The organism is Pseudomonas sp. QLc11A (assembly GCF_052112305.1).
GTDB classification, from domain to species: domain Bacteria; phylum Pseudomonadota; class Gammaproteobacteria; order Pseudomonadales; family Pseudomonadaceae; genus Aquipseudomonas; species Aquipseudomonas laurylsulfatiphila.
The window spans coordinates 56,136-78,630 of sequence record NZ_JAVAJJ010000023.1; the positions used below are offsets into that span (position 1 = coordinate 56,136).

The 22,495-nt window shown below is 59.0% G+C and carries 21 protein-coding genes; 15 read left to right on the plus strand and 6 right to left on the minus strand.

The features are described 5' to 3' along the window. Positions 1 to 2: 2 nt before the first annotated feature. The 5 genes from Q8X48_RS26525 to Q8X48_RS26545 all read right to left on the minus strand — a co-directional run bounded on the left by Q8X48_RS26525 (position 3) and on the right by Q8X48_RS26545 (position 6,547). Positions 3 to 380 (minus strand): response regulator, encoded by a 378-nt coding sequence (locus Q8X48_RS26525; protein WP_007970583.1) that lies wholly within the window; start codon positions 378 to 380, stop codon positions 3 to 5. A 77-nt stretch (positions 381 to 457) separates the two neighbouring features. After that, the gene (locus Q8X48_RS26530) at positions 458 to 1,639 is read right to left on the minus strand and encodes a hybrid sensor histidine kinase/response regulator (RefSeq protein ID WP_407802081.1); all 1,182 of its coding nucleotides are present in this window, start codon (positions 1,637 to 1,639) and stop codon (positions 458 to 460) included. Next, positions 1,633 to 2,226 (minus strand): chemotaxis protein CheB, encoded by a 594-nt coding sequence (locus tag Q8X48_RS26535; RefSeq protein ID WP_126045775.1) that lies wholly within the window; start codon positions 2,224 to 2,226, stop codon positions 1,633 to 1,635. Before Q8X48_RS26535 ends, Q8X48_RS26530 begins: the two co-directional genes overlap by 7 nt. Continuing rightward, positions 2,223 to 3,056: a CheR family methyltransferase gene (locus Q8X48_RS26540; protein WP_407802082.1), complete on the minus strand. Its 834-nt coding sequence runs from the start codon at positions 3,054 to 3,056 to the stop codon at positions 2,223 to 2,225. Before Q8X48_RS26540 ends, Q8X48_RS26535 begins: the two co-directional genes overlap by 4 nt. Next, positions 3,056 to 6,547 (minus strand): response regulator, encoded by a 3,492-nt coding sequence (locus Q8X48_RS26545; protein WP_407802083.1) that lies wholly within the window; start codon positions 6,545 to 6,547, stop codon positions 3,056 to 3,058. Before Q8X48_RS26545 ends, Q8X48_RS26540 begins: the two co-directional genes overlap by 1 nt. Before the next feature lie 257 nt (positions 6,548 to 6,804). On the opposite strand from Q8X48_RS26545, the gene Q8X48_RS26550 reads away from it, so the two are divergent. The 15 genes from Q8X48_RS26550 to Q8X48_RS26620 all read left to right on the plus strand — a co-directional run bounded on the left by Q8X48_RS26550 (position 6,805) and on the right by Q8X48_RS26620 (position 22,015). Beyond that, on the plus strand, positions 6,805 to 7,167 hold the full coding sequence (locus Q8X48_RS26550) for a response regulator (protein WP_407802084.1): 363 nt from the start codon (positions 6,805 to 6,807) through the stop codon (positions 7,165 to 7,167). Positions 7,168 to 7,241: 74 nt separating this feature from the next. Then, a complete protein-coding gene (locus Q8X48_RS26555; RefSeq protein WP_407802085.1) occupies positions 7,242 to 8,546 on the plus strand; it encodes a glycosyltransferase in 1,305 nt (434 codons plus the stop codon). A 202-nt stretch (positions 8,547 to 8,748) separates the two neighbouring features. Further along, a complete protein-coding gene (locus Q8X48_RS26560) occupies positions 8,749 to 9,624 on the plus strand; it encodes a phospholipase (protein ID WP_407802086.1) in 876 nt (291 codons plus the stop codon). Positions 9,625 to 9,802: 178 nt separating this feature from the next. Further along, positions 9,803 to 10,681, plus strand: a complete 879-nt coding sequence (locus tag Q8X48_RS26565) for a phospholipase (RefSeq protein ID WP_407802087.1) — start codon at positions 9,803 to 9,805, stop codon at positions 10,679 to 10,681. A gap of 108 nt (positions 10,682 to 10,789) precedes the next feature. Next, positions 10,790 to 11,695, plus strand: coding sequence for an AraC family transcriptional regulator (locus Q8X48_RS26570; RefSeq protein ID WP_407802088.1), 906 nt, complete (start codon positions 10,790 to 10,792; stop codon positions 11,693 to 11,695). A 53-nt stretch (positions 11,696 to 11,748) separates the two neighbouring features. Beyond that, positions 11,749 to 12,306, plus strand: coding sequence for a hypothetical protein (locus Q8X48_RS26575; RefSeq protein WP_407802089.1), 558 nt, complete (start codon positions 11,749 to 11,751; stop codon positions 12,304 to 12,306). 95 nt (positions 12,307 to 12,401) lie between these two features. Next, on the plus strand, positions 12,402 to 13,712 hold the full coding sequence (locus Q8X48_RS26580) for an ABC transporter substrate-binding protein (protein ID WP_407802090.1): 1,311 nt from the start codon (positions 12,402 to 12,404) through the stop codon (positions 13,710 to 13,712). 153 nt (positions 13,713 to 13,865) lie between these two features. Continuing rightward, positions 13,866 to 14,792: a carbohydrate ABC transporter permease gene (locus tag Q8X48_RS26585; RefSeq protein WP_033047392.1), complete on the plus strand. Its 927-nt coding sequence runs from the start codon at positions 13,866 to 13,868 to the stop codon at positions 14,790 to 14,792. 8 nt (positions 14,793 to 14,800) lie between these two features. Further along, a complete protein-coding gene (locus Q8X48_RS26590) occupies positions 14,801 to 15,631 on the plus strand; it encodes a carbohydrate ABC transporter permease (RefSeq protein ID WP_095966710.1) in 831 nt (276 codons plus the stop codon). Positions 15,632 to 15,792: 161 nt separating this feature from the next. Continuing rightward, a complete protein-coding gene (locus tag Q8X48_RS26595; protein WP_407802091.1) occupies positions 15,793 to 16,896 on the plus strand; it encodes an ABC transporter ATP-binding protein in 1,104 nt (367 codons plus the stop codon). A 16-nt stretch (positions 16,897 to 16,912) separates the two neighbouring features. Continuing rightward, complete coding sequence (locus Q8X48_RS26600) at positions 16,913 to 18,385, plus strand: mannitol dehydrogenase family protein (protein WP_407802092.1); 1,473 nt, start codon at positions 16,913 to 16,915, stop codon at positions 18,383 to 18,385. 147 nt (positions 18,386 to 18,532) lie between these two features. Next, positions 18,533 to 20,029 carry a xylulokinase gene (gene xylB / locus Q8X48_RS26605; protein ID WP_407802093.1) on the plus strand — a complete coding sequence of 499 codons (1,497 nt, stop codon included), beginning with the start codon at positions 18,533 to 18,535 and terminating at the stop codon, positions 20,027 to 20,029. A gap of 13 nt (positions 20,030 to 20,042) precedes the next feature. After that, entirely contained in the window at positions 20,043 to 20,987 is a 945-nt protein-coding gene (locus Q8X48_RS26610) for a carbohydrate kinase family protein (RefSeq protein WP_407802094.1), read from the plus strand. A 272-nt stretch (positions 20,988 to 21,259) separates the two neighbouring features. Further along, complete coding sequence (locus Q8X48_RS26615; RefSeq protein WP_407802095.1) at positions 21,260 to 21,526, plus strand: DUF2790 domain-containing protein; 267 nt, start codon at positions 21,260 to 21,262, stop codon at positions 21,524 to 21,526. A gap of 93 nt (positions 21,527 to 21,619) precedes the next feature. Next, positions 21,620 to 22,015: a hypothetical protein gene (locus tag Q8X48_RS26620; RefSeq protein ID WP_126045759.1), complete on the plus strand. Its 396-nt coding sequence runs from the start codon at positions 21,620 to 21,622 to the stop codon at positions 22,013 to 22,015. Here Q8X48_RS26620 and Q8X48_RS26625 read toward each other — a convergent pair. Next, positions 22,012 to 22,278 (minus strand): DUF1652 domain-containing protein, encoded by a 267-nt coding sequence (locus Q8X48_RS26625; protein WP_407802096.1) that lies wholly within the window; start codon positions 22,276 to 22,278, stop codon positions 22,012 to 22,014. The genes Q8X48_RS26620 and Q8X48_RS26625 overlap by 4 nt on opposite strands. Between the last annotated feature and the right edge of the window lie 217 nt (positions 22,279 to 22,495).

Here is a 22,495-nt window from a genome sequence, read left to right on the forward strand (position 1 = left end):
GCTTACGAAAGCATGTCCTGCATCAGTTCCTGCAATTTATCCAGATCGAATGGCTTGTCCAGGATCGGCGCCTTGCGCGTGATCGGGCTGTCGGTCTCACGGATTTCCTGGGCATAGCCGCTGATGAAGATCACCTTGAGCTCCGGTCGCAGCTTCACGGCGGGTTCGGCGATCTGCACGCCGGAGATTCCACCGGGCAGGCGGAAGTCAGTGATCATCATGTCCAGGTGGGGTTTGCTCGCCAGGATTTCAAAAGCCTGTTCGCCGTTTTCGGCCTGCAATACGCGATAACCCTCGCCCGACAGGTAAGCGGACAGCACCATCAGAATCGAGGGATCGTCCTCGACAACGAGTACTACGTCTTGTGCATCTTCGCTCATGGGAAGCCTTTGTTCGGTCAATTGCTGCTGATACGACCGTGGGGTCGATCAGAGGTTGCGTTTATCTGGCTGTTTTCCTACAGCGGCAGACAAACGCGAAACAAGGCGCCCTCGCCAATCCGGCTCTGGACGGTAATTGTACCGCCATGGGCGGTCACGATCTGTTCTGAAATAAACAATCCCAGGCCCAGTCCCGCGACGGCCTGCCTGGCCGATACGCGCTCGAACTGCTGGAATATGCGCTTCTGGTTTTCTTCGCTGATCCCGATCCCCTGATCGCGCACGTCTACCAGCGCCAGGCCTCCTTCACTGTATACCTTCACCGAGACCGGGCTCTTGGCCCCGTAGCGCAAGGCATTGGTCAACAGGTTGGATATGACCTGCTCAATACGAAATTCATCCCAGTTTCCGATCACCGGTTGCTCGGCATCGAGGGTGACCGACGTCTCGGCGGCGTCGATCTGCCGGGAAAAGTTGTGCAGCAAATCGCGAACCAGCGTCGAAAGATCGAACCGTGTCGGTCGGATCGACAGCTTGCCGGTGCGAATGCGCGAGACATCGAGCATATCCTCGATCAGGCGAATGAGGCTTTTGATCTGCCGCTCGTCGCGGTCGACCATGGCGTGCATCTTGTCCAGGGTGAAGGCGGCGGCGTTGTCCCGGGCCAGGTGCATCTTGCGCAGCTGGGTTTCGAGGATCAGGCCGTTGAGCGGCGTGCGCACTTCGTGGGCGACGATGGACATGAAGTCATCGCGCATGCGCACCGCCTGCTCCAGTTCCAGCTGGGTGTTCTGCAGTTGCTCGAGCAGGGCTTCCTGTTCGCGGCGACTTTGCTCAAGGGCCAGCACTTGTTCCTTCATCGCCTTGCTCTGGCGATACAGGTCGACGAACACATTGACCTTGCTCTTGACCGCGTGGATGTCCAGTGGTTTGTGCAGGAAGTCCACGGCGCCGCTTTCATAGCCCTTGAACGCGTAGTTCATTTCACGCCCGGCGGCGCTGACAAAAACGATCGGGATGTTCTTGGTTTTTTCGGTGCCGCGCATCAACTCGGCCAGCTCGAAGCCATTCATGCCAGGCATCTGCACATCGAGGATGGCCATGGCGAATTCGTGTTGCAACAGCAGTGACAAGGCTTCGTCGGCGGACAGCGCCTTGTACACAATCCGGTCCTCACGCTTGATCAGCGCTTCGAGCGCCAGCAGATTTTCCGGCAGATCGTCCACGATCAGCAGTTTGGCCTGGATATTACTCAGCATGCGATTCGTTCCATCTCGACAAGCAGACGGCCGATGCCGCGTACAGAAAGTATGTGGTCTGGCTGATGCATATCCAGCGCAGCCTGGGGCATGGTGGCGACCTGAGCCTCTTGCGGGTCTTGCACGATGGTGATGCCACCGCGCTGTTTGACCTGGGCCAGCCCGTGCGCGCCATCGCGGTTGGCGCCTGTGAGCAGGACTGCAGCGAGCCCGGCGCCGTAGGCATCGGCAGCCGACTCGAACAGGTAATCGATGGCGGGGCGCGAATGATGCACTCGAGGCTCAAGGCTCAGGGAAAAGCTGCGGTCCCGCTCCACCGACAGGTGATAACCGGGCGCGGCGAAATACAGCGTGCCGGCCTCGACCGCGGTCTTGTCGCACGCCTCCAGCACCGGCATGGCCACCCGGCGGGCAAACACATCCGCCAGCTGGCTGCGGCGTTCGTCCGGCAGGTGCAGCACGACAATGATCGGCAACACAAATCCTTCGCGCAGCGGTCCGAGGATGTTCAACAGCGCCTCAACGCCACCGGCGGAGGCACCGATCACGATCGCTTCGATAGCTGGCAGGCTCGTTGCACTGTTCATTTTTTTCGATAGATCCGTTCTTGTTTGACCAGCGGCTCGAACTCATCGCCAAAAGACGAGAAATCCGGGGTTTCCTTGCTGCCCAATACCAGGAAACCGCGATGGCAGAGGGACTCATGAAACAGTCCGAACGCCCGATCCTGAAGTTTTTTATTAAAATAAATCAATACGTTACGACATGAAATTAATTGAGTTTCGGAGAACACACTGTCCGTCGCCAGGCTGTGATCGGCGAAGGTCACGTTTTCGCGCAGTTTCTTGTCGAAAATCGCGTACCCATAGGCCGCCGTATAGTAGTCGGCAAAGGAACACTGGCCACCGGCCTGCTGGTAATTGGCAGTGTAGGCGCGTACGTTCTCCATCGAGAAAATCCCTTGCTTGGCTTTTTCCAGAGAGTTCGGATTGATGTCGGTCGCGTAGATGATGGTACGGTCGAGCAAGCCCTCTTCGCGCAACAGAATGGCCATCGAATACACCTCTTCCCCGGTACTGCATCCGGCGATCCAGATCTTGATCGAGGGGTAGGTTCGCAGCAGCGGCACCACTTCCTTGCGGATAGCCAGGAAGTGCGAGGGGTCACGAAACATCTCGCTGACCGGGATGGTCAGCAATTGCAGCAATTGCATGAAAGCGGCCGGATCGTGCAGGACCTTTTCCTGCAGCGCCGAGATGGTCTGGCACTCGAACTGACTCAACGCATGATTGACCCGACGCTTGATCGACGCGCCGGAGTAATCGCGAAAATCGTAGCTGTACTTGAGGTAAATCGCCTCGATCAACAGGCGCAATTCGATTTCGCTGCTTCGCTCCCCTGAAAAATGGCGCTCCACTAGATGCGTTCCATCTTGGGCAACCACACGCGAATCAGCGAAAACAGGCGGTCCAGGTCGATGGGTTTGGCCAGGTAATCGTTGGCGCCGGCTTGCAGGCAGCGCTCCTGATCGTCCTTCATGGCCTTGGCCGTCACCGCGATGATCGGCAATTTGCGCCAACGCGGGACCTTGCGAATTTCAACAGTGGCTTCAAAGCCATCCATTTCCGGCATCATCACGTCCATCAACACCAGATCGATGTCCTCCACTTCATTGAGTCGTTCAATCGCTTCCCGGCCGTTGCGACCAATAACCACGACTGCGCCCTTTTGCTCCAGCGCGCTGGTGAGGGCGAAGATATTGCGCACATCGTCATCCACCAGCAGCACCTTGCGTCCTTCGAAGACCCGGTCGCGACTGCGGGCGACCTTGAGCATCTTCTGCCGGTCATGGGACAACCGCGATTCGACTTTGTGCAGAAAAAGTGTCACCTCGTCCAAAAGCCGCTCCGGCGAACGCGCGCCCTTGATGATGATCGAACGCGAATACTTGCGCAGTTCAGCCTCTTCATCGCGGGTCAGGTTGCGCCCGGTATAGACGATGACGGGTGGAAAGGAGCAGATGTCTTCGGTGGACATGCGCTTGAGCAGGTCGTTGCCGAGCATGTCAGGCAGCTTGAGGTCGATGATCATGCAATCGAAGACCGACGCGCGCAGCAGGTCCAGTGCCTCCTGCGCCAGGCCAACGGCGGTGATCTCTATGTCATCGTCGCCGATCAGGCGGGCAATGCTGTCGCGCTGCAGGTCGTCGTCCTCGACCAGCAGTACACGTTTGACCTTCTGGGTCAGCTTGGCCTCCAGGCGCGCAAATACGTCCTTGAGTTCCTCGCGGGTGGTGGGCTTGACCGCATAGCCAATGGCGCCCATGTGCATCGCCGCTTCGACCCGGTCCTCGACCGAAATCACATGCACCGGGATGTGCCGGGTTTCGGCGTGCTCCTTCAGGCGTTGCAGCACGGTCAGGCCGGAATGATCCGGAAGCCGCATGTCCAGCAGGATCGCGTCGGGGATGAAGGCCTTGGCCAGGTCGTAGCCTTCGTCGGCGCCATGGGCTACCAGGCACTGATAACCCAGTTCATGGGCAAGGTCGTAGAGGATGTGCGCAAAGTTCGGCTCGTCCTCCACCACCAGAATGCAGCGGCTGGTGAACGGCCCCTTGTCGCGATCATCGTCGAAATGTGCAATGTCGACTTCGGCCACCAATGGCGACAACGTGGGCGCCACTGCATCCGGCGCCGCCGCTACCGCAACGGCCCGCATCGGTTCGACAGGCACTTCGCCCGGTTCCACGTACTGCTGCGGCAGGACCAGGGTAAACACACTGCCCTGCCCCGGTTTGCTGGTCACACTGATGGAACCGCCGAGCAGCGCGGCCAGATCGCGGGAGATCGACAAGCCCAGCCCGGTGCCGCCGTAACGCCGATTGGTGGTGCCATCGGCCTGACGGAAGGCTTCGAAAATGCTGTCGTGCTGATCCGCCTCGATGCCGATCCCGGAATCGCGGATGCTGAACGCGATGCCGTCATTCGGCGCCGCGGCGACGGACAGGCTGACGCTGCCGCTTTCAGTGAACTTCACGGCGTTGGACAACAGGTTCTTGAGCACCTGCTCCAGGCGCTGGCGGTCGGTGAACAGCATCTGCGGCACGCCGTCCAGCAAGTCCACCTGGAAATCCAGTTGCTTGTCCATGGCCAATGGCTGGAACAGGCCCCGCAGGCCATCGACCAGGCGTGCCACACTGGTGTTCTCCGGACGGATTTCCAGCTTGCCGGCCTCGACTTTGGAGATGTCCAGAATGTCGTTGATCAGGTTGAGCAAGTCGTTGCCGGCGGAGTAGATCGACTCGGCGAATTTCACTTGCTCGGCCGTGAGGTTTTCTTCCGGGTTTTCCGCCAGCAGCTTGGCCAGGATCAACGAGCTGTTGAGCGGCGTGCGCAGCTCGTGGGACATGTTGGCGAGGAATTCAGACTTGTACTTGCTCGAACGCTGCAATTCCAGCGCACGCTCTTCGAGCTGGATCTGCGCCTGATTGAGTTCGGAGTTCTTCAGGTCCATGGCGTCGCGTTGCTCGGCCAGCACTTGTGCCTGCTCGGCGAGTTGTTCGTTGGTCTGCTCCAGCTCCACCTGCTGGGTTTCCAGGTGCGCCTGGGACTCCTTGAGCACCCGCGACTGTTCTTCGAGTTCTTCGTTGGCGGTCTTGAGCTCTTCCTGCTGCACCTGCAACTCTTCATTGAGCTGTTGGGTTTGGGCCAACACTTCCTGCAAGCGCTGGCGATAGCGTGCGGCCTCGATGGACGTGCCGATGTTGCCGGCAATCAATTCCAGCAACGCGACATCGCGGTCATCCAGCGGACGCAGGAAACCCAACTCGATCACGCCGTTGACCCGGTCGTCGTCGCTGGTCGGTACCACCAGCACACTGCGCGGCAAACCGTCACCGAGGCCGGAGCTGACCTTGAAATAATCCCCCGGTACCTCGTCCAGGCGAATCAGCCGCGCCTGCTGCGCCACCTGACCGACAATGCCTTCATCGCTGTAGATCTGCTGATCGCGTTCTTCCTGTTCGCGGGAAAAACCGTAGCTGGCGATGCGTCTGAGACCGCCGTGGTCTTCCCGAACATAGATCGCTGCCACAGCGGTACCGAGGTACTGCGCGCAAAACTGCAGGATGTTGCGACCCAGCAGGTTCAGGCTTAACTGTCCCAGCACCTGTTCAGCGAGCTCGGTCTGGCCGTTGCGCAGCCAGGCCTGTTGCTCCAGGCGCTGGGCACTGGCTTGCTGGGCGGCGAGACTGACACTGTAGCTTTGAGAAAGGCTGAGCAAATCGCGGCGCCCGACATACGCCAGCAAACCACTGACGCCGGCGATGAACAACAGATAGAGGCTGATGCTCCAGACCGTGGTGCGCCGCACCTCATCATTGCGCGTGGTGCGCAACTGTTGTTCGGTATCGATCACGTCCTCGAACTGCTTGCGAATTTCATCGGTCAGGCGTTTACCGCGCCCGGCCTTCACCACCGAGCGATAATCACCGCTGCTGCGCTGCAGATCGATCATCGATTGCGCATAGCTGGCCCACTCCTGTTGCAACGCCTGCAAACGCAGCAAGCGGTCGGTCTGCACCGGGTTGTCGGCGGTCAGCTCGAGCAAGGTGTTGAGGGCCACGGCAATCCGCGGCTTGGCGGTTTCGTAAGGGTCGAGGAAGTGCTCGTCGCCACTGAGCAGGAAACCGCGCATCCCGGTCTCCAGGTCCACGGTCAGCTTGACCGCTTCATTGGCGTTATTGATCACCCGGTCGGTGTGTTCCACCCACTGGATCGTCGACAGCAGATAGGTGATCAGCGAAACGAAGAACACCGCGCTGATAAGGCCCAGCCCCAACGGCAGGCTGATATTGCGGCTCAGGAGTTTACGAAATCGTTGCTCATCAACCGAGGACGCAGAGGTCATGGGGCAGGCCTTGTCGAACTGTCAGAATGCAAGGAGTTTGCCCCAAAACTGGCACATGGATCCATTTTTCTGACATGTTTTCGCGCATAGGCCTACATTGCGCTGCGCCCACGCTAAACGGCGGGTTATCCTTGCTGATCTGCGTTGCATGCTTTTTTGCGCCACCTCGGGAACTTGTCTGGATCTGCCACTTACTGATGCTAGAGGCCGGTGATTTCCAGCGACCGGCAATGCCAAACTTATTCAGGAAGTCGACTATGTCATCCGCCAACGCCTACACCATCCTCGTCGTCGAAGACGATGCCATCGTGCGCATGCTGATTGTCGATGTACTGGAGGAGCTGGAGTTCAAGGTGCTGGAAGCCGATGGCAGCGAACAGGCGCTGGAGACGCTCAAGGACTCTAACCAACACATAGACCTGATGATGACGGATGTCGGCCTGCCGGTCATGGATGGCCGCGAACTGGCCACCCTCGCCCGCACGATACGCCCCGACCTGCCCATCCTGTTTGCCAGCGGTTATGCCGAAAGCATCGACGTCCCCCCCGACATGCACGTGATCGGCAAACCCTTCTCCATTGATCAGTTGCGCGACAAGGTCAAAGGCATTCTCGGGTGACCTGGCGATCCACTGTGGTTTAATGCGCGCCGTTTTTGTCCCTGCCCTGTCTTCGCTTCAAGGAAATTCCGTACATGATTGAGCCCCGCGCAACCAAAGTCCTGGTCATTGGTTACGTCTGGCCCGAGCCCCGCTCTTCGGCGGCCAGCGGGCATGTCATGCAGATTCTCGAGGTCTTCCTGGAGCAAGGCTGGGACATCACCTTCAGCAGCCCGGCAGGTTTCGGAGAACAGCGCGCAGACCTGACGGCGCTGGGTATTGGTGAAGTCCCCATCGAGCTGAACAACAGCAGTTTCGACACCTTCATCAGTGAACTGGCGCCGGACATCGTGTTGTTCGATCAATTCATGATGGAGGAACAGTTCGGGTGGCGGGTCGAGAAGTATTGTCCCGATGCGTTGCGCGTGCTGGAAAGTTGCGACTTGCAAAGCCTCAGACAGGGTCGGCATCAACGCCTCAAGGAGCGTTTGAAGGCCAGTGAGGACAACAATGACTTCAGCGGTCTGTTTGCCCCGGCGTCGCGTGAAGAGTTTGAACACATGGCCAATACCGATCTGGCCAAGCGCGAGATCGCCTCGTTTTATCGTTGTGATTTGACGCTGATGGTTTCCGAAGTGGAAATCGAATTGCTGGTCGAGCAGTTCAGGATCCCGCGCAGCCTGTTGCACTGGTGCCCATTGATGGTCGATCTTCCGGCCGGCGCGCCAGTAGAGTACGAAGATCGCGCGCATTTCCTGCACATCGGCAACTTTCGCCATGCGCCCAACTGGGATGCCGTGCTCTGGCTGAAAACCGCGATCTGGCCGCTGGTTCGCGCGCAACTGCCTGATGCGCAGTTGCACATCTATGGCGCGTACACCCCACCCAAGGCCACTGCCCTGCACAACGCGGCACAGGGCTTTCATGTGCTTAACTGGGCAGAAGATGCCTTGCAGGTGATGTCGAAGACGCGGGTGTGCCTGGCACCGCTGCGTTTCGGCGCCGGCATCAAAGGCAAGATCGTCGATGCGATGCTCTGTGGAACACCCAATGTCACCACGCCAGTGGGCGCCGAAGCCATGCACGATCAAGAGCCCTGGCCCGGTGCCATAACCCGTACGGCGCGCGAGTTCGCCGACAGCGCCGTGCGGCTTTATCAGGACAAGGCGCAGTGGCTTGTCGCCCAGGCCCAGGCCCGTCACCTACTGAGCAGCCGCTACCCACAGTCCACCCATGGCCCTGCGTTGATCGAAAGGCTGATTGAATGCCAGAGGCATCTGCCACAGATCAGGCGCGATAACTTTACCGGCAGCATGTTGCGCCATCATCAACACAAAAGTACCCAGTACATGGCGCAATGGATCGAGGAAAAAAATCGCAATCAAGCACACACCTTGTAGCGCTGATCCATTTCCCAACAAAACGCCGACAGGATACTCACTGAATTCCGTCGGCGTTTTGCATTTCAGTGCGGTTAACCTATTCAAGGCACCGCGATGCTGTAGATAAGTAACACCCCTCCCTTTGTCACTCCGGATAGTTTCGGGCTGCCTTGAACTTGAAGCCTTCAGGTTGCCAGTGCATTCAGACAAAGGAGAAACCATGACAGTCAAAAAAACGGAATTTATCTACAAACAGAACTGGATGAGCAAGATCCTCGACGTAGACAGATTAAAACTCACCGATATTGTCTGGCCCTGCACCCATAACGCCGGGATGGACAAAAAAGCACCTGATTTTGATGATGTGACCGGTAACTGGACCACTTGCCAGAGCGATTCATTTGCCTGGCAACTGGCCAATGGCGCACGGGCCTTGGATATTCGCCTCGAATACGCGGAAGATCCGCAAGCGGTTTTTTACTTTCAACACAGTGGCCATCGCTCGGGCCGGGTACTGGACGAGTTGATCGAGGCAGTGCTGTCGTTTCTTGATGACAACCCGGATGAATTCCTCGTACTGGACTTTCATGAACTCAGGGATGGCGGCAAGCCTTTCGATTACAAGAAGCTCAACGACCAACTAATGCGGCGACTCGGGATGCGGGTCATACTTCCCGCCAACAGGCATGCCACCGTGGGCGAACTCAAGCGCTCCAGTACAAGTCGGCGAATTGTCATGGCGGCGCAGTTCAGGTCTGGTCTGGACGATAACTATTTCTGGCCGCGTATCCCCCACAAATGGCGCGACAGTTCATTCACCAGTTCCGGCGATCTGCGGACCTATATTGCGAAAACCCTGAAAAATGCGTCTTACGACACATTTTTTTGGTCATTGTCGGCAACTGCCTACACGCTATTTGGCGGGCCAAGGAATATCAAAGAAGAGATCAACGACTGGTTCAATACCACCGCAGACTGGGTGACGCGTTGCAGCATCATCAATACCGACTTTTTCGACACATCTGAAATTGTCCGTTACTGCTGGAGTGCCAGCAGCATGAAGGCCGTTTACGGCCCCTCACTGCACAAAACATGATCGAGGCGATCAAACAGCAAAGTGCGCACAACTCACGCTCGCTGGCCAGCCGCTACCCAACATCCCGTATGAAGTTGATGATTGACCGCGCGCGTCCCACGACAAAATACTTGACCGCCTTCAATCAACACTACTTTGGCGCAACTTGTTATTCATCAATCAATGCAAGGACGCATTAATGAACAATACGACCCGAGACGATTACGCACTCAATAACTGGATGAGCGCTACACCGGCAATCGACAACCTCTCGCTTGGTGAACTTACGCTACCCGGCACACACAATGCAGGGTGCGACCGGCAAGCGAGCTATCCACTGATCCCCGGCGCGCACTGGCTGGCCTGCCAGCACGATTCGTTCGCAGCTCAACTCAACAACGGTTCACGCGCACTCGATTTACGACTGGACTTTGACGGCCCGGCCACAGAGTTTGAAAAATTCCGGTTCCAGCACAATGGCTATCGCTCATCTCGTAACGTGTTAGCTTTATTTGCTGCAGTGAATCTGTTTTTGCGCGATAACCCTGATGAGTTTGTGGTTCTGGATTTTCATCAACTCAAGGACGGGCAACAATCGTTCGACTATGCACTCTTCAACGAGATGATGCTCCGTTATCTTGGCGAGAGAATAATCCCCACCGGCAATAGAGACCTGCCACTTGGCGAGCTAAAGAAAATCAGCGGCAAGCAACGAGTTCTGGTAGCGGCCCAACAACATCCGGAGTTAAATCCCGCCTGGTTCTGCGAGAAAATCGAACACAAATGGAGCGGAATTGGCGACACAAATGTCAAGGAACTGGAGCAGCACATCACGAACGTGTTGAGGTCGCCACCTCCCCGTACCAGCTTATGGTCACTGTCCGCCACAAGCTACTCAAAAGCTGGAGGCCCCGTCGATATCCATGATGAACTGGATAACTGGTTTGACCCTGCCACCCACAACCAAAGCGAAAGGTGCAACATTATCAATGTCGATTTCATGGAGGAGTCGCAACTGGTTGCCTACTGCCGTAGCGCGAGCTTGATAAATGCCAGAAAAGCCAGAAAAACCAGATAGTCCCGAAAGCCGTGAAGGCTCCTGTCAGGTTACGCGACATCGACAACTGGCATTAGCCCCCGCACAAGAGGCATGATCAGGACGCGATAACAAGAAAAGTGTATCGACATGCCCCGTATTGCCAGAGTCACCGATCCTTCCTACGAATTGATGGACGACCACAACGGCTTGTCCATCATTTACCGCCAGCATGGTTTCCCCTGCCCGCTGGTGCGCTGGCATTTCCACAAGGAATATGAGCTGCACCTGATCGTCGCCAGCTCCGGCAAGGTGTTCATTGGCGACTACATCGGCAACTTTTATCCGCAAACCCTGTTCCTGACCGGTCCCAACCTGCCGCATAACTGGATCAGCCAGGTGGCCGAGGACGAAGTGGTGCCCAAGCGCGACATGCTGGTCAACTTCACCGACGAGTTGTTCGACAGCGGCTATCAAGTGTTCGCCGAGCTCAAGACCCTGGCACCCTTGCTGGAGCGCGCGCAGTACGGCATCGAGTTTCGCAGCAAGCACACCATTACCCAGGCCATGCAGTTGATGCAGCGTATTGCCGACACCAGCGGCATGACCCGGCTCGGGCACTTTTTCATCCTGCTCGAATTGCTCGCCGCCACCGACGACTACCAATTGCTCTCCGGCGCCACGACGCCACAGTTGGCCGACGAGAACAACATCGATCGGACCAACCGTGCGGTGGATTACATCTTCGCCCATTACGGCCGGGAATTGCCGCTGGAAGAAGTCGCCGAACATCTGGGCATGAAGCCCACATATTTCAGCCGCGTATTCAAGCAGGCCACCGGGCGCAACTTCATCGAATTCGTCAATCGCCTGCGCATCAGCAAGTCCTGCGAGTTGCTGGCCGATGGCAACAAACCGGTGACGGACGTGTGCTTCGAATCCGGCTTCAACAACATTTCCAACTTCAACCGGCGCTTCCAGCAGCTCAAGGGCATGACGCCTTCGCATTACCGGCGATTGGTGGTGCAGCGGTTGACCGAGCAAAACCAGGGATAGCCGCTGGTCGCAACTGGTAGTTTTGACAGTGGTTTGGCCGTGAAGGGGTATCCATGCTTGCAGCAACCCAGCCATCCACATCGAGACCTCAGACCATGAGACCTGATTCCTCGCAAGATTCCGTCACCCCAACAAACATCGACGAATACGCACGCTTCGACAAAACGGGAGACACCCAACAGTGGACGGGCGAAGGTGAAATAAAACAGGATGACATCACCAAAGAAAACTGCTGGTTTTCAACCCTCGCCCGGCGGGATTTTGGGGAGCAACTTACGCCGTCGATTGACGTCCGGGTGCTGATCCGCCTCCGCGGTCTTTTTCCCGGTGAAACATTGATTGCCGAGCATCCGGCTGGTTTCCACGAGATCCAGGGGCTGCCTTTTCGTCAGCACAACTTGTACCTGATTACAGGTGCAAAAGCCGATGCGGATGGAAAATTCTTCGTGCAGTTTAAATTGGCCACCGGACAAACCATGTCGATTGAGTCTATCCATGTGCGAGCGCCCGTGCGGCGACGCAAAGTATGGACTCGCATTTCAGCCATTCTCCATCAGTGCAAAATAGTATCAGCCAAAGTGCTGTCAAAGCTTTGTCATCGCCCGTATTGAAGGTTGTAATCAGTGCACATTCTTCCTGCCTTCGGAAGACACAAAAACAATAACTGTCCTTCTGTAACCCGCCGGGTGCAGAAAAGGAGTGCACGATGCAACATTCGGTAAAAGCCCTGCTTGCCCTCACCTGCATGACCCTCAGCAGCGTCAGCCTTGGCGCCCAGACCCTGACCATCGCCACCGTCAACAACAGCGACATGATCCGCATGCAAAAGCTCTCGAAAACCTTCGAGGCCGAGCACCCGGACATCAATCTCAATTGGGTTGTGCTCGAGGAAAACGTCCTGCGCCAGCGCCTGACCACCGACATCGCCACCCAGGGCGGGCAATTCGACGTGCTGACCATCGGCATGTACGAAGCGGCACTCTGGGGTGCCAAGGGCTGGCTGGAGCCGATGAAGGATTTGCCGGCCCGCTATGCCCTGGACGACGTCTTCCCGTCGGTGCGCGAAGGCCTGTCGGTCAAAGGCTCGCTGTACGCCCTGCCGTTCTACGCCGAAAGCTCGATCACCTATTACCGCACCGACCTGTTCAAGGACGCCGGCCTGAGCATGCCCGAGCGCCCGACCTGGGAGCAGATCGCTGAGTTCGCCGCCAAACTGAATAAACCCGGACAGGAACAGTACGGCATCTGCCTGCGCGGCAAGGCCGGTTGGGGCGAGAACATGGCGCTGGTCACCACCATCGCCAATGCCTATGGCGCGCGCTGGTTCGACGAACAGTGGCAGCCGCAATTCAATGGTCCCGAGTGGAAGAATGCGCTGAACTTCTACGTCGATACCATGAAGCAATCCGGCCCGCCGGGTGCATCGAGCAACGGATTCAACGAAAACCTGGCGCTGTTCAACAGCGGCAAATGCGCGATCTGGGTCGATGCCAGCGTCGCCGGCTCGTTCGTGACCGACAAGACCCAGAGCAAGGTCGCCGATCACGTCGGTTTCACCTATGCGCCGCATCAGGTCACTGACAAGGGCTCGGCCTGGTTGTACTCCTGGGCGCTGGCCATTCCGAGCAGTTCCAAGGCCAAGGACGCGGCGAAAACCTTCAGCGCCTGGGCCACCTCCCGGGAATACAGCGCACTGGTCGCGGAAAAGGACGGCATTGCCAACGTGCCGCCCGGCACCCGGGCCTCGACCTACAGCGAGGCCTACATGAGTGCCGCGCCGTTCGCCAGGATGACGCTCGAATCGCTCAAGGCCGCGGACCCGGGCAAGCCGACGCTCAAACCGGTGCCTTACATCGGCATCCAGTTGGTGACCATTCCCGAGTTCCAGGGCATTGGTACCCAGGTCGGCAAATCCTTCTCGGCGGCGCTGATCGGCCAGACCACGGTCGACCAGGCGTTGGCGGCGGCCCAGCAAACCACCGAGCGCGAGATGAAGCGCGCGGGTTATCCCAAGTAACCCGCACCAGCCTGCTCCTGCTTACTGTAGGAGCGAGCTTGCTCGCGATGAGGCCGTCAAATTCAACATTTGTATCGACTGACAGTCCGCCATCGCGAGCAAGCTCGCTCCCACAATTGATCTTCATTGCCTGTACCCAATCGGTTTAACGCCATGAATACATCAACTGCCAAAGCTCACATGGACATTGCCCTACCCCTGCGCAAAAGCCGCGTGGCCAATCCCGGCTGGTTTCTGGTCAGCCCTTCGGTGGCACTGCTGCTGTTGTGGATGATCGTGCCGCTGGGCATGACCCTCTACTTCTCGACGATTCGCTACAACCTGCTCGATCCCGGCGAGAACGCGTTCGTCGGGTTGGAGAACTTCACCTACTTCCTCACCGATTCAGGCTTCCTGCCCGGCGCCACCAACACCCTGTTGCTGGTGGGCAGCGTGCTGTTGATCAGCGTGGTGTTCGGTGTGCTGATCAGTGCACTGCTGGAGGCCAGTGAGTTTTTCGGTCGCGGCATCGTGCGGGTCATGCTGATCTCGCCGTTTTTCATCATGCCCACAGTCGGCGCGCTGATCTGGAAGAACCTGATCTTCCACCCGGTGTCGGGGATTCTCGCCTACGTCTGGAAACTGTTCGGCGCACAACCGGTGGACTGGCTGGCGCACTACCCGCTGCTGTCGATCATCATCATTGTCTCCTGGCAATGGCTGCCGTTCGCCATCCTGATCCTGATGACCGCCATGCAGTCCCTCGACCAGGAACAGAAAGAGGCCGCACGCCTGGACGGTGCCGGCCCCATCGCGATCTTCTGGCACCTGACCCTGCCGCACCTCGCGCGACCGATTGCGGTAGTGGTGATGATCGAAACCATCTTCCTGCTCTCGGTGTTCGCCGAAATCTTCACCACCACCAACGGCGGCCCCGGCTACGCCTCGACCAACCTCGCGTACCTGATCTACAACCAGGCGCTGGTGCAGTTCGATGTCGGCATGGCCTCGGCGGGCGGTTTGATCGCGGTGGTCATCGCCAACATCGCGGCGATCATTCTGGTGCGGATGATCGGCAAAAACCTGACCGACAAAGCCTGAGGACTGCCATGACTCTTCAACAATCCCGTCGTTTGCAAAGCCTGTTGCTCGGTACGCTGGCCTGGGCCATCGCGATCCTGATCTTCTTCCCGATCTTCTGGATGGTACTGACCAGCTTCAAGACCGAAATCGAGGCCTTCGCCACGCCGCCACAGTTCATCTTCACACCGACGCTGGAGAACTACCTGCACATCAACGAGCGCAGCGACTACTTCAGCTTCGCCTGGAACTCGGTGGTGATTTCCTTCAGCGCCACCGCCCTGTGCCTGCTGATCGCGGTGCCGGCGGCCTACTCCATGGCGTTCTACGAAACCCGGCGCACCAGAGGCACGCTGCTGTGGATGCTCTCGACCAAGATGTTGCCGCCGGTGGGCGTGCTGATGCCGATCTACCTGCTGGCCAAGAGTTTCGGCCTGCTCGACACACGAATCGCGCTTATCGTCATCTACACGCTGATCAACCTGCCGATCGTGGTCTGGATGATTTACACCTACTTCAAGGACATCCCCCGGGACATCCTCGAAGCCGCGCGGCTGGATGGCGCAACGCTGGTCCAGGAGATGCTCCGGGTATTGCTGCCGATCGCCAAGGGTGGCCTGGCGTCCACGGTGCTGCTGTCGCTGATCCTGTGCTGGAACGAGGCCTTCTGGTCGCTGAACCTGACCTCGTCGAAAGCCGCGCCACTGACCGCCTTGATTGCCTCCTACTCAAGCCCCGAAGGGCTGTTCTGGGCCAAGTTGTCGGCGGTCTCGACCCTGGCCTGTGCGCCGATCCTGATCTTCGGCTGGATCAGCCAGAAACAGCTGGTCCGCGGCCTGTCGTTCGGCGCCGTGAAATGAAAGCCCCCTGACCGAACACGATACCTGTGGGAGCGAGCTTGCTCGCGATGGACGTGAACGATAACGCTGGCTGACTGGAAGAGCGCGTCGCCTGAACGTTCATCGCGAGCAGGCTCGCTCCTACAAAAAGCCTGAATATATACAAACGGAGGCCCATCACCATGGCCAACCTGAAAATCAAGAATCTGCAAAAAGGCTTCGAAGGTTTTTCCATCATCAAGGGCATCGACCTTGAAGTGAACGACAAGGAATTCGTGGTCTTCGTCGGCCCGTCGGGCTGCGGCAAATCCACGCTGCTGCGCCTGATCGCCGGGCTCGAAGAAGTCAGCGGCGGCACCATCGAACTCGATGGCCGTGACATCACCGAAGTGAGTCCGGCCAAGCGCGACCTGGCGATGGTGTTCCAGACCTACGCCCTGTACCCGCACATGAGCGTACGCAAGAACATGTCGTTCGCCCTCGACCTGGCGGGCGTAGCGAAAGCCGAAGTGGAGAAAAAGGTCAGCGAAGCGGCGCGCATCCTCGAACTGGGGCCGATGCTGGAGCGCAAACCCAAGCAACTGTCCGGCGGCCAGCGCCAGCGCGTGGCGATTGGCCGGGCCATCGTGCGCAACCCGAAAATCTTCCTGTTCGACGAACCGCTGTCCAACCTCGACGCCGCCCTGCGGGTGCAGATGCGCCTGGAATTGCTGCGTCTGCACAAAGACCTGCAAGCGACGATGATCTACGTCACCCACGACCAGGTCGAAGCCATGACCATGGCTGACAAGGTCGTCGTACTCAACGGCGGCAAGATCGAGCAAGTCGGCTCGCCACTGGATCTCTACCACCAGCCCGCCAACCTGTTCGTCGCCGGCTTCTTGGGCACGCCGAAAATGGGCTTGCTCAAGGGCAAGGTCACCCGCGTCGACAGCCAGGGCTGCGAAGTGCAACTGGAGGCCGGCACCCGCATCAGCCTGCCCTTGAGCGGCAGGCATCTGAGCGTCGGGAGTGCAGTGACCCTGGGCATTCGTCCGGAACATCTGGAATTGGCCAAGCCCGGCGACTGCACCTTGCAGGTCACCGCCGATGTCAGCGAACGCCTGGGCAGCGATACGTTCTGCCACGTCCGGACGTCCTCCGGCGAAGCCCTGACCCTGCGCGTCCGCGGCGATCTGGCCAGCCGCTACGGCGAACCCCTGAGCCTGCACCTGGACGCGCAACACTGCCATTTATTCGATGCCGACGGCATGGCGTTGACCCGCCCGTTGCGCGTTGCTGCCTGATCCCAGAGAGCCTGCGATGAAACTCAATAAACAGAACCTCAACCGCCTCGCACCCGCAGTGGCCCTGCCCGCCTACGCGTTGGGCGATACCCGTCAGGGCATTGCGCACATCGGCGTCGGCGGTTTCCATCGCGCCCACCAGGCGTTTTATACCGATGCGCTGATGAACACCGGAGAAGGTCTGGACTGGGCCATTTGCGGCGTCGGCCTGCGTGCCGAGGACCGCCGCGCCCGTGACGATCTCAAGGATCAGGACTACCTGTTCACCCTGTTCGAGCTCGGCGATGGCGACGATACCGAAGTGCGGGTGATCGGGGCCATCCGCGACATGCTGCTGGCCGAAGACGACACCCAGGCGTTGATCGACAAGCTGGCCAGTCCCGAGATCCGCATCGTCTCGCTGACCATCACCGAAGGCGGTTACTGCATCGACGACAGTACCGGTGAGTTCATGGCGCACTTGCCGCAAATCCAGCATGACCTCGCGCACCCCGACACGCCAACAACCGTGTTCGGCCTGCTCTGTGCCGCGCTGGCCAGGCGCCGCGCCGCCGGCACAGCGGCCTTCACCCTGATGTCCTGCGATAACCTGCCGCACAATGGCGCCGTCACCCGCAAGGCCCTGCTGGCCTTCTCCGCCTTGCACGACAGCCAACTGCGCGACTGGATCGACACCAACGTCAGTTTCCCCAACGCCATGGTCGACCGCATCACGCCGATGACCAGCACCCGGCACCGCCAGCAACTGGCGGACCAGCATGGGGTGGACGATGCCTGGCCGGTGGTCTGCGAACCCTTTGTGCAATGGGTGCTGGAAGACAAATTCGTCAACGGTCGCCCGGCCTGGGAAAAGGTCGGCGTGCAGTTCACCGACGACGTCACGCCCTACGAAGACATGAAGATCAAGCTGCTCAACGGCAGCCATCTGGCGCTGACCTACCTGGGATTCCTGAAGGGTTACCGTTTCGTCCACGAAACCATGAACGATCCGTTGTTCGTGCGCTATATGCGCGCCTACATGGACCTGGACGTGACGCCGCAACTGGCCCCGGTGCCGGGAATCGACCTGACCGAGTACAAGAACACCCTGGTGGCGCGCTTCTCCAACCAGGCGATTGCCGACCAGCTTGAACGGGTGTGTTCGGACGGCTCTTCGAAGTTTCCGAAATTCACCGTGCCGACCATCAACCGCCTGATCGCCGACGGCCGCGAAACCAAACGCGCGGCGTTGGTGGTGGCGGCGTGGGCCCTGTATCTGAAGGGCGTGGATGAACATGGCGACACGTACAGCATTCCCGATCCTCGTGCCGAGTTCTGCCAGGCGCTGGTGGCCGATGATGTGCTGATCACCCAGCGGTTGCTGGCTGTCGAAGATATTTTTGGTACGGCCCTACCCCGCTCGGCGGAGTTTGTCGCGGCGTTCGAGTGGTGCTGCAACAGTTTGCGCGAGGTGGGGGTGTCGCGGACGCTGGAGCGGGTGTTGGCGTAAGGTCGGTGGCGTGACAACTGCCGTCTTCGCGAGCAGGCTCGCTCCCACATTGGATATCCGGCGAGCACAACCTGTGTGTCCACTGAAGATCTCCTGTGGGAGCGAGCCTGCTCGCGATGAGGGTTTACTGATATCGAAGGATCTTGCATGACAACCCGACAACTCTTCCTCGGCATCGACTGCGGCACCCAGGGCACCAAGGCCATCATCCTCGACGCAGTCAGTGGTGAAGTGCTCGGCCAGGGAGCGGCCAGCCACAGCCTGATCAGCGCGGCCAATGGCCGTCGCGAACAGGACACCCATCAGTGGCTGGACGCCTTCGCCACGGCCACCCGCCGCGCGTTGCTCGCGGCCAGGGTCGATGGCCAGTCGATCCTCGGCATTGGCGTGTCTGGCCAGCAACATGGCCTGGTGCTGCTCGACGATCAGGGCCAGGTGCTGCGTCCGGCCAAGCTCTGGTGCGACACCGAAACCACGCCGGAGAATGACCGTCTCCTGGCCCACCTCGGCGGCGAAAAGGCTTCGCTGGAGCGCCTCGGCGTGGTCATCGCGCCGGGTTATACCCTATCCAAACTGCTCTGGACCAAAGAGCAGCATCCCGAGGTGTTTGCCCGGATCGCCCATATCCTGCTGCCCCACGACTACCTCAACCATTGGCTCACCGGCCGCAGTTGCAGCGAATACGGTGATGCCTCGGGTACCGGGTACTTCAATGTGCGTACCCGGCAGTGGGATGTGCAATTGTTGCGCGACATCGACCCCAGCGGACGCCTGCAAGCGGCGCTACCCGAGCTGATCGACGCGCACCAGGCGGTTGGCACGATTCTGCCGGACATTGCCCAACACCTGGGCATCAATCCGCGGGCACGGGTGTCCAGTGGCGGCGGCGACAACATGATGGGGGCCATCGGCACCGGCAATATCCAGCCCGGTGCAATCACCATGAGCCTCGGCTCGTCAGGCACGGTGTACGCCTATGCCGACCGGCCGAACGTCGCCGCGGATTACGCAGTCGCCACCTTCTGTTCTTCCAGTGGCGGCTGGCTGCCATTGATCTGCACCATGAACCTGACCAATGCCACCGGCCTGGTTCGCGACCTGCTGGACCTCGACATCGATCAGTTCAACGCACTGGTTGCCCAAGCACCCATCGGTGCCGAAGGCGTGAGCATGTTGCCGTTCTTCAACGGCGAGCGGGTGCCCGCCCTGCCCCATGCCAGCGGCAGCCTGTCGGGCCTGACCATGAGCAACCTGACCCGGGCCAACCTGTGTCGCGCGGTCGTCGAAGGCACGACATTCGGTTTGCGGTACGGACTGGACCTGCTACGCCACAATGGCTTACAAAGCCGCAGCATTCGGCTGATCGGTGGCGGTTCGAAAAGCGCGGTGTGGCGGCAGATCGTCGCCGACATCATGAATACCCCCGTGATCTGCACGGAACAAAGCGAGGCCGCGGCCCTGGGTGCGGCGATCCAGGCGGCCTGGTGCGTATCCCGGGCAAGCGGAAACGAACTCAGCCTGGCGGACTTGTGCGAGCGCTGCGTGAAGCTCGACCCGGCCGGTGAAACCCTGCCGGTCGCCGACAATGTACAAGCCAGTCAGCAGGCTTATGAACGCTATCGACAGCAAGTCGCAACCCTTTGAAGAGTGAACAACTATGTACCTGGTGTGTGGCGAAGCGCTGTTCGATTTTTTCAGTGAAAACGACGCCAGCGGTCTGGCGTCCAAAGTGAATTTCAAAGCCATCGCCGGTGGCTCGCCGTTCAACGTGGCCGTGGGATTACGCCGGTTGGGCGTGGATTCGGCGCTGTTGGCCGGGTTGTCCACCGACTACCTGGGCCGGCGCCTGTTGCAGGTGCTGCAGGATGAAGGTGTGCGCCAGGACTTCCTGCTGGATTTCGCCGCGCCGACCACCCTGGCGATGGTCGCCGTAGGCGCCAATGGCTCGCCGCAATACAGCTTTCGTGGCGAAGGTTGCGCCGATCGACAGTTGAAACCGGAGCACCTGCCGGCACTCGGGCCTGAAGTGCGCGGCCTGCATATCGGATCGTTTTCCCTGGTGGTGCAGCCGATTGCCGACACCCTGTTGTCACTGGTTCGCCGGGAAAGTGGCAAACGCCTGATCAGCCTCGACCCGAACGTGCGCCTGAACCCGGAACCGGACATTGAACGGTGGCGTAAACGGATCGCGACGCTGGTGCAGTTGGCCGACCTGATCAAGGTCAGCGACGAGGACCTGCATCTGTTGTACCCAGGCCAGGACCCGGCGCAAGTGATCGAGGGCTGGATGCAGCATCGCTGCCAGCTGGTGTTCCTGACCCGGGGCGGCGAAGGCGCGACCGTGTTCAGCCGGGTTCACGGCTCGTGGTCGACTACAGCCTGCGCGGTAAAAATCGCCGACACCGTGGGTGCGGGCGATACCTTTCAAGCGGCATTGATTGCCTGGTTGACCGAGAAGCAACTGGATTCGGTGGAGGGTGTGAAGCAACTTGGCCGCGAGCAGATTGACGGCATGCTGAAGTTCGCGGTGCAGGCGGCGGCGTTGACGTGCAGCAAGACCGGGCCGGATCTGCCTTATCGGGAGCAGCTGGATCTGCGCTGAATTCGAGGGCCTCTTCGCGAGCAGGCTCGCTCCCACAGGGTTGTGGGAGCGAGCTTGCTCGCGATGACTTTCTATCAGGCGCTCGATGGTCTTAACTGATACACAGGATCGCGCCTTCGCGACAGGCGGCGTTCAGCCGGGTTAACCCTCGTTTAACCGCGCGGTCCAACACTTCACTGGACCGCACGCCCTCAGACTGTTCTGACGCCCGGTGCGGCAGGTTCGACAAGCCACACATCGAACTGACTTTCCGTACGCACTGGAGATCGCTGATGAACACTCGCACCTTGCTGATTACCGCCGCCCTCGCCTGCACCGCGTTTGCCGGCCTGGCCCAGGCCAATGACACCGCTACCTCTCAAGCCGTGCCCTATCACTACGGCATGCCATTGCATGTCAGCAAAGTGATTTCACTGACCGAGCCGGACACCCTGGAATGCAAAGTGGTGAAGGCTGACATGAAGTACATCGATGACACGGGAAAACCCGCAGAAATCACCTATCGTAAACTTTCCGACGCCTGCGAGAACCAAGGCTGACTGAAAAGTCTGATTTGATACCTGGCAGTATTCCTTTGAGGGCTGCGGCGCTATGCTCTAGCGCCCCCCCCTCACTGCCCGCAAGGATTGGCCATGCAGTTTTCGTTTCGCACCTTGTCGATGTTTACCGCCGCCTTATGCCTTTTATTGAGCCTGGTCTGGGGTTTGGCACCTCAATGGCTACTGTCGCTCTGGGGTATCGAATTTACATTCGTGGCGGGATTGGTCGCGCGCCGCACAGCCGTGCTGTTCGCAGCGTTTAGCGTGCTCTCTTACCTGGTTCGCAACGCCCCCCCTTGCGCAACCCGCAATGCGCTGAGCCTCGGCTTCGTCGTCGGCTGCTGGGGATTGGCCGTACTGGGTTTTGCCGAATGGCTCGCCGGCCATGTCGGGCCGGGCATGTTGCTGGCTGTCGGGCTTGAACTGGCGCTGGGCCTGGCATTCTTCCAGACCCGGCACGTGTCGGTGGAACTCGAAACTGCAGGTTAAAGCGCTTTGCCCAGTATGGAGTGTGACTCGACTTCTACGTGATGCTGTCCGGAACGCAGTTGGGTAATCAACTCGTTTATTTCCCGACAACCATTGAGTCCGGAGGCATCGATGCCGGTGACATTTAGATCGAGATGATCGGTTTGCCCGTCGGCATAAACCTTCACGGTCATCAACAGATCCGGTGACAACGTGCACTCGCAACGCTTGGGTAAAAAGCTGGTTTCGATGATACGGCGAAGTTCCAAGGCAGAAAGAAACATGGCGACCCTCTCCTTTGTGAGACTGCCAATCAACATCAACGCTCGCTCGTATGCTCTCTCATATAAAAGCCCGGCAAGCTTCAAGGACAGCTACAGCATAAAACATACCCCGGATTTCGGAGTGCAGCTCATCGGCAATTCAAGGGTTTAGGTCAGTCACCTGTAAAACCTGCCGTGCAGTTTGCAATATACGCCCCTGGAGCCCCCTGCAGTTTGC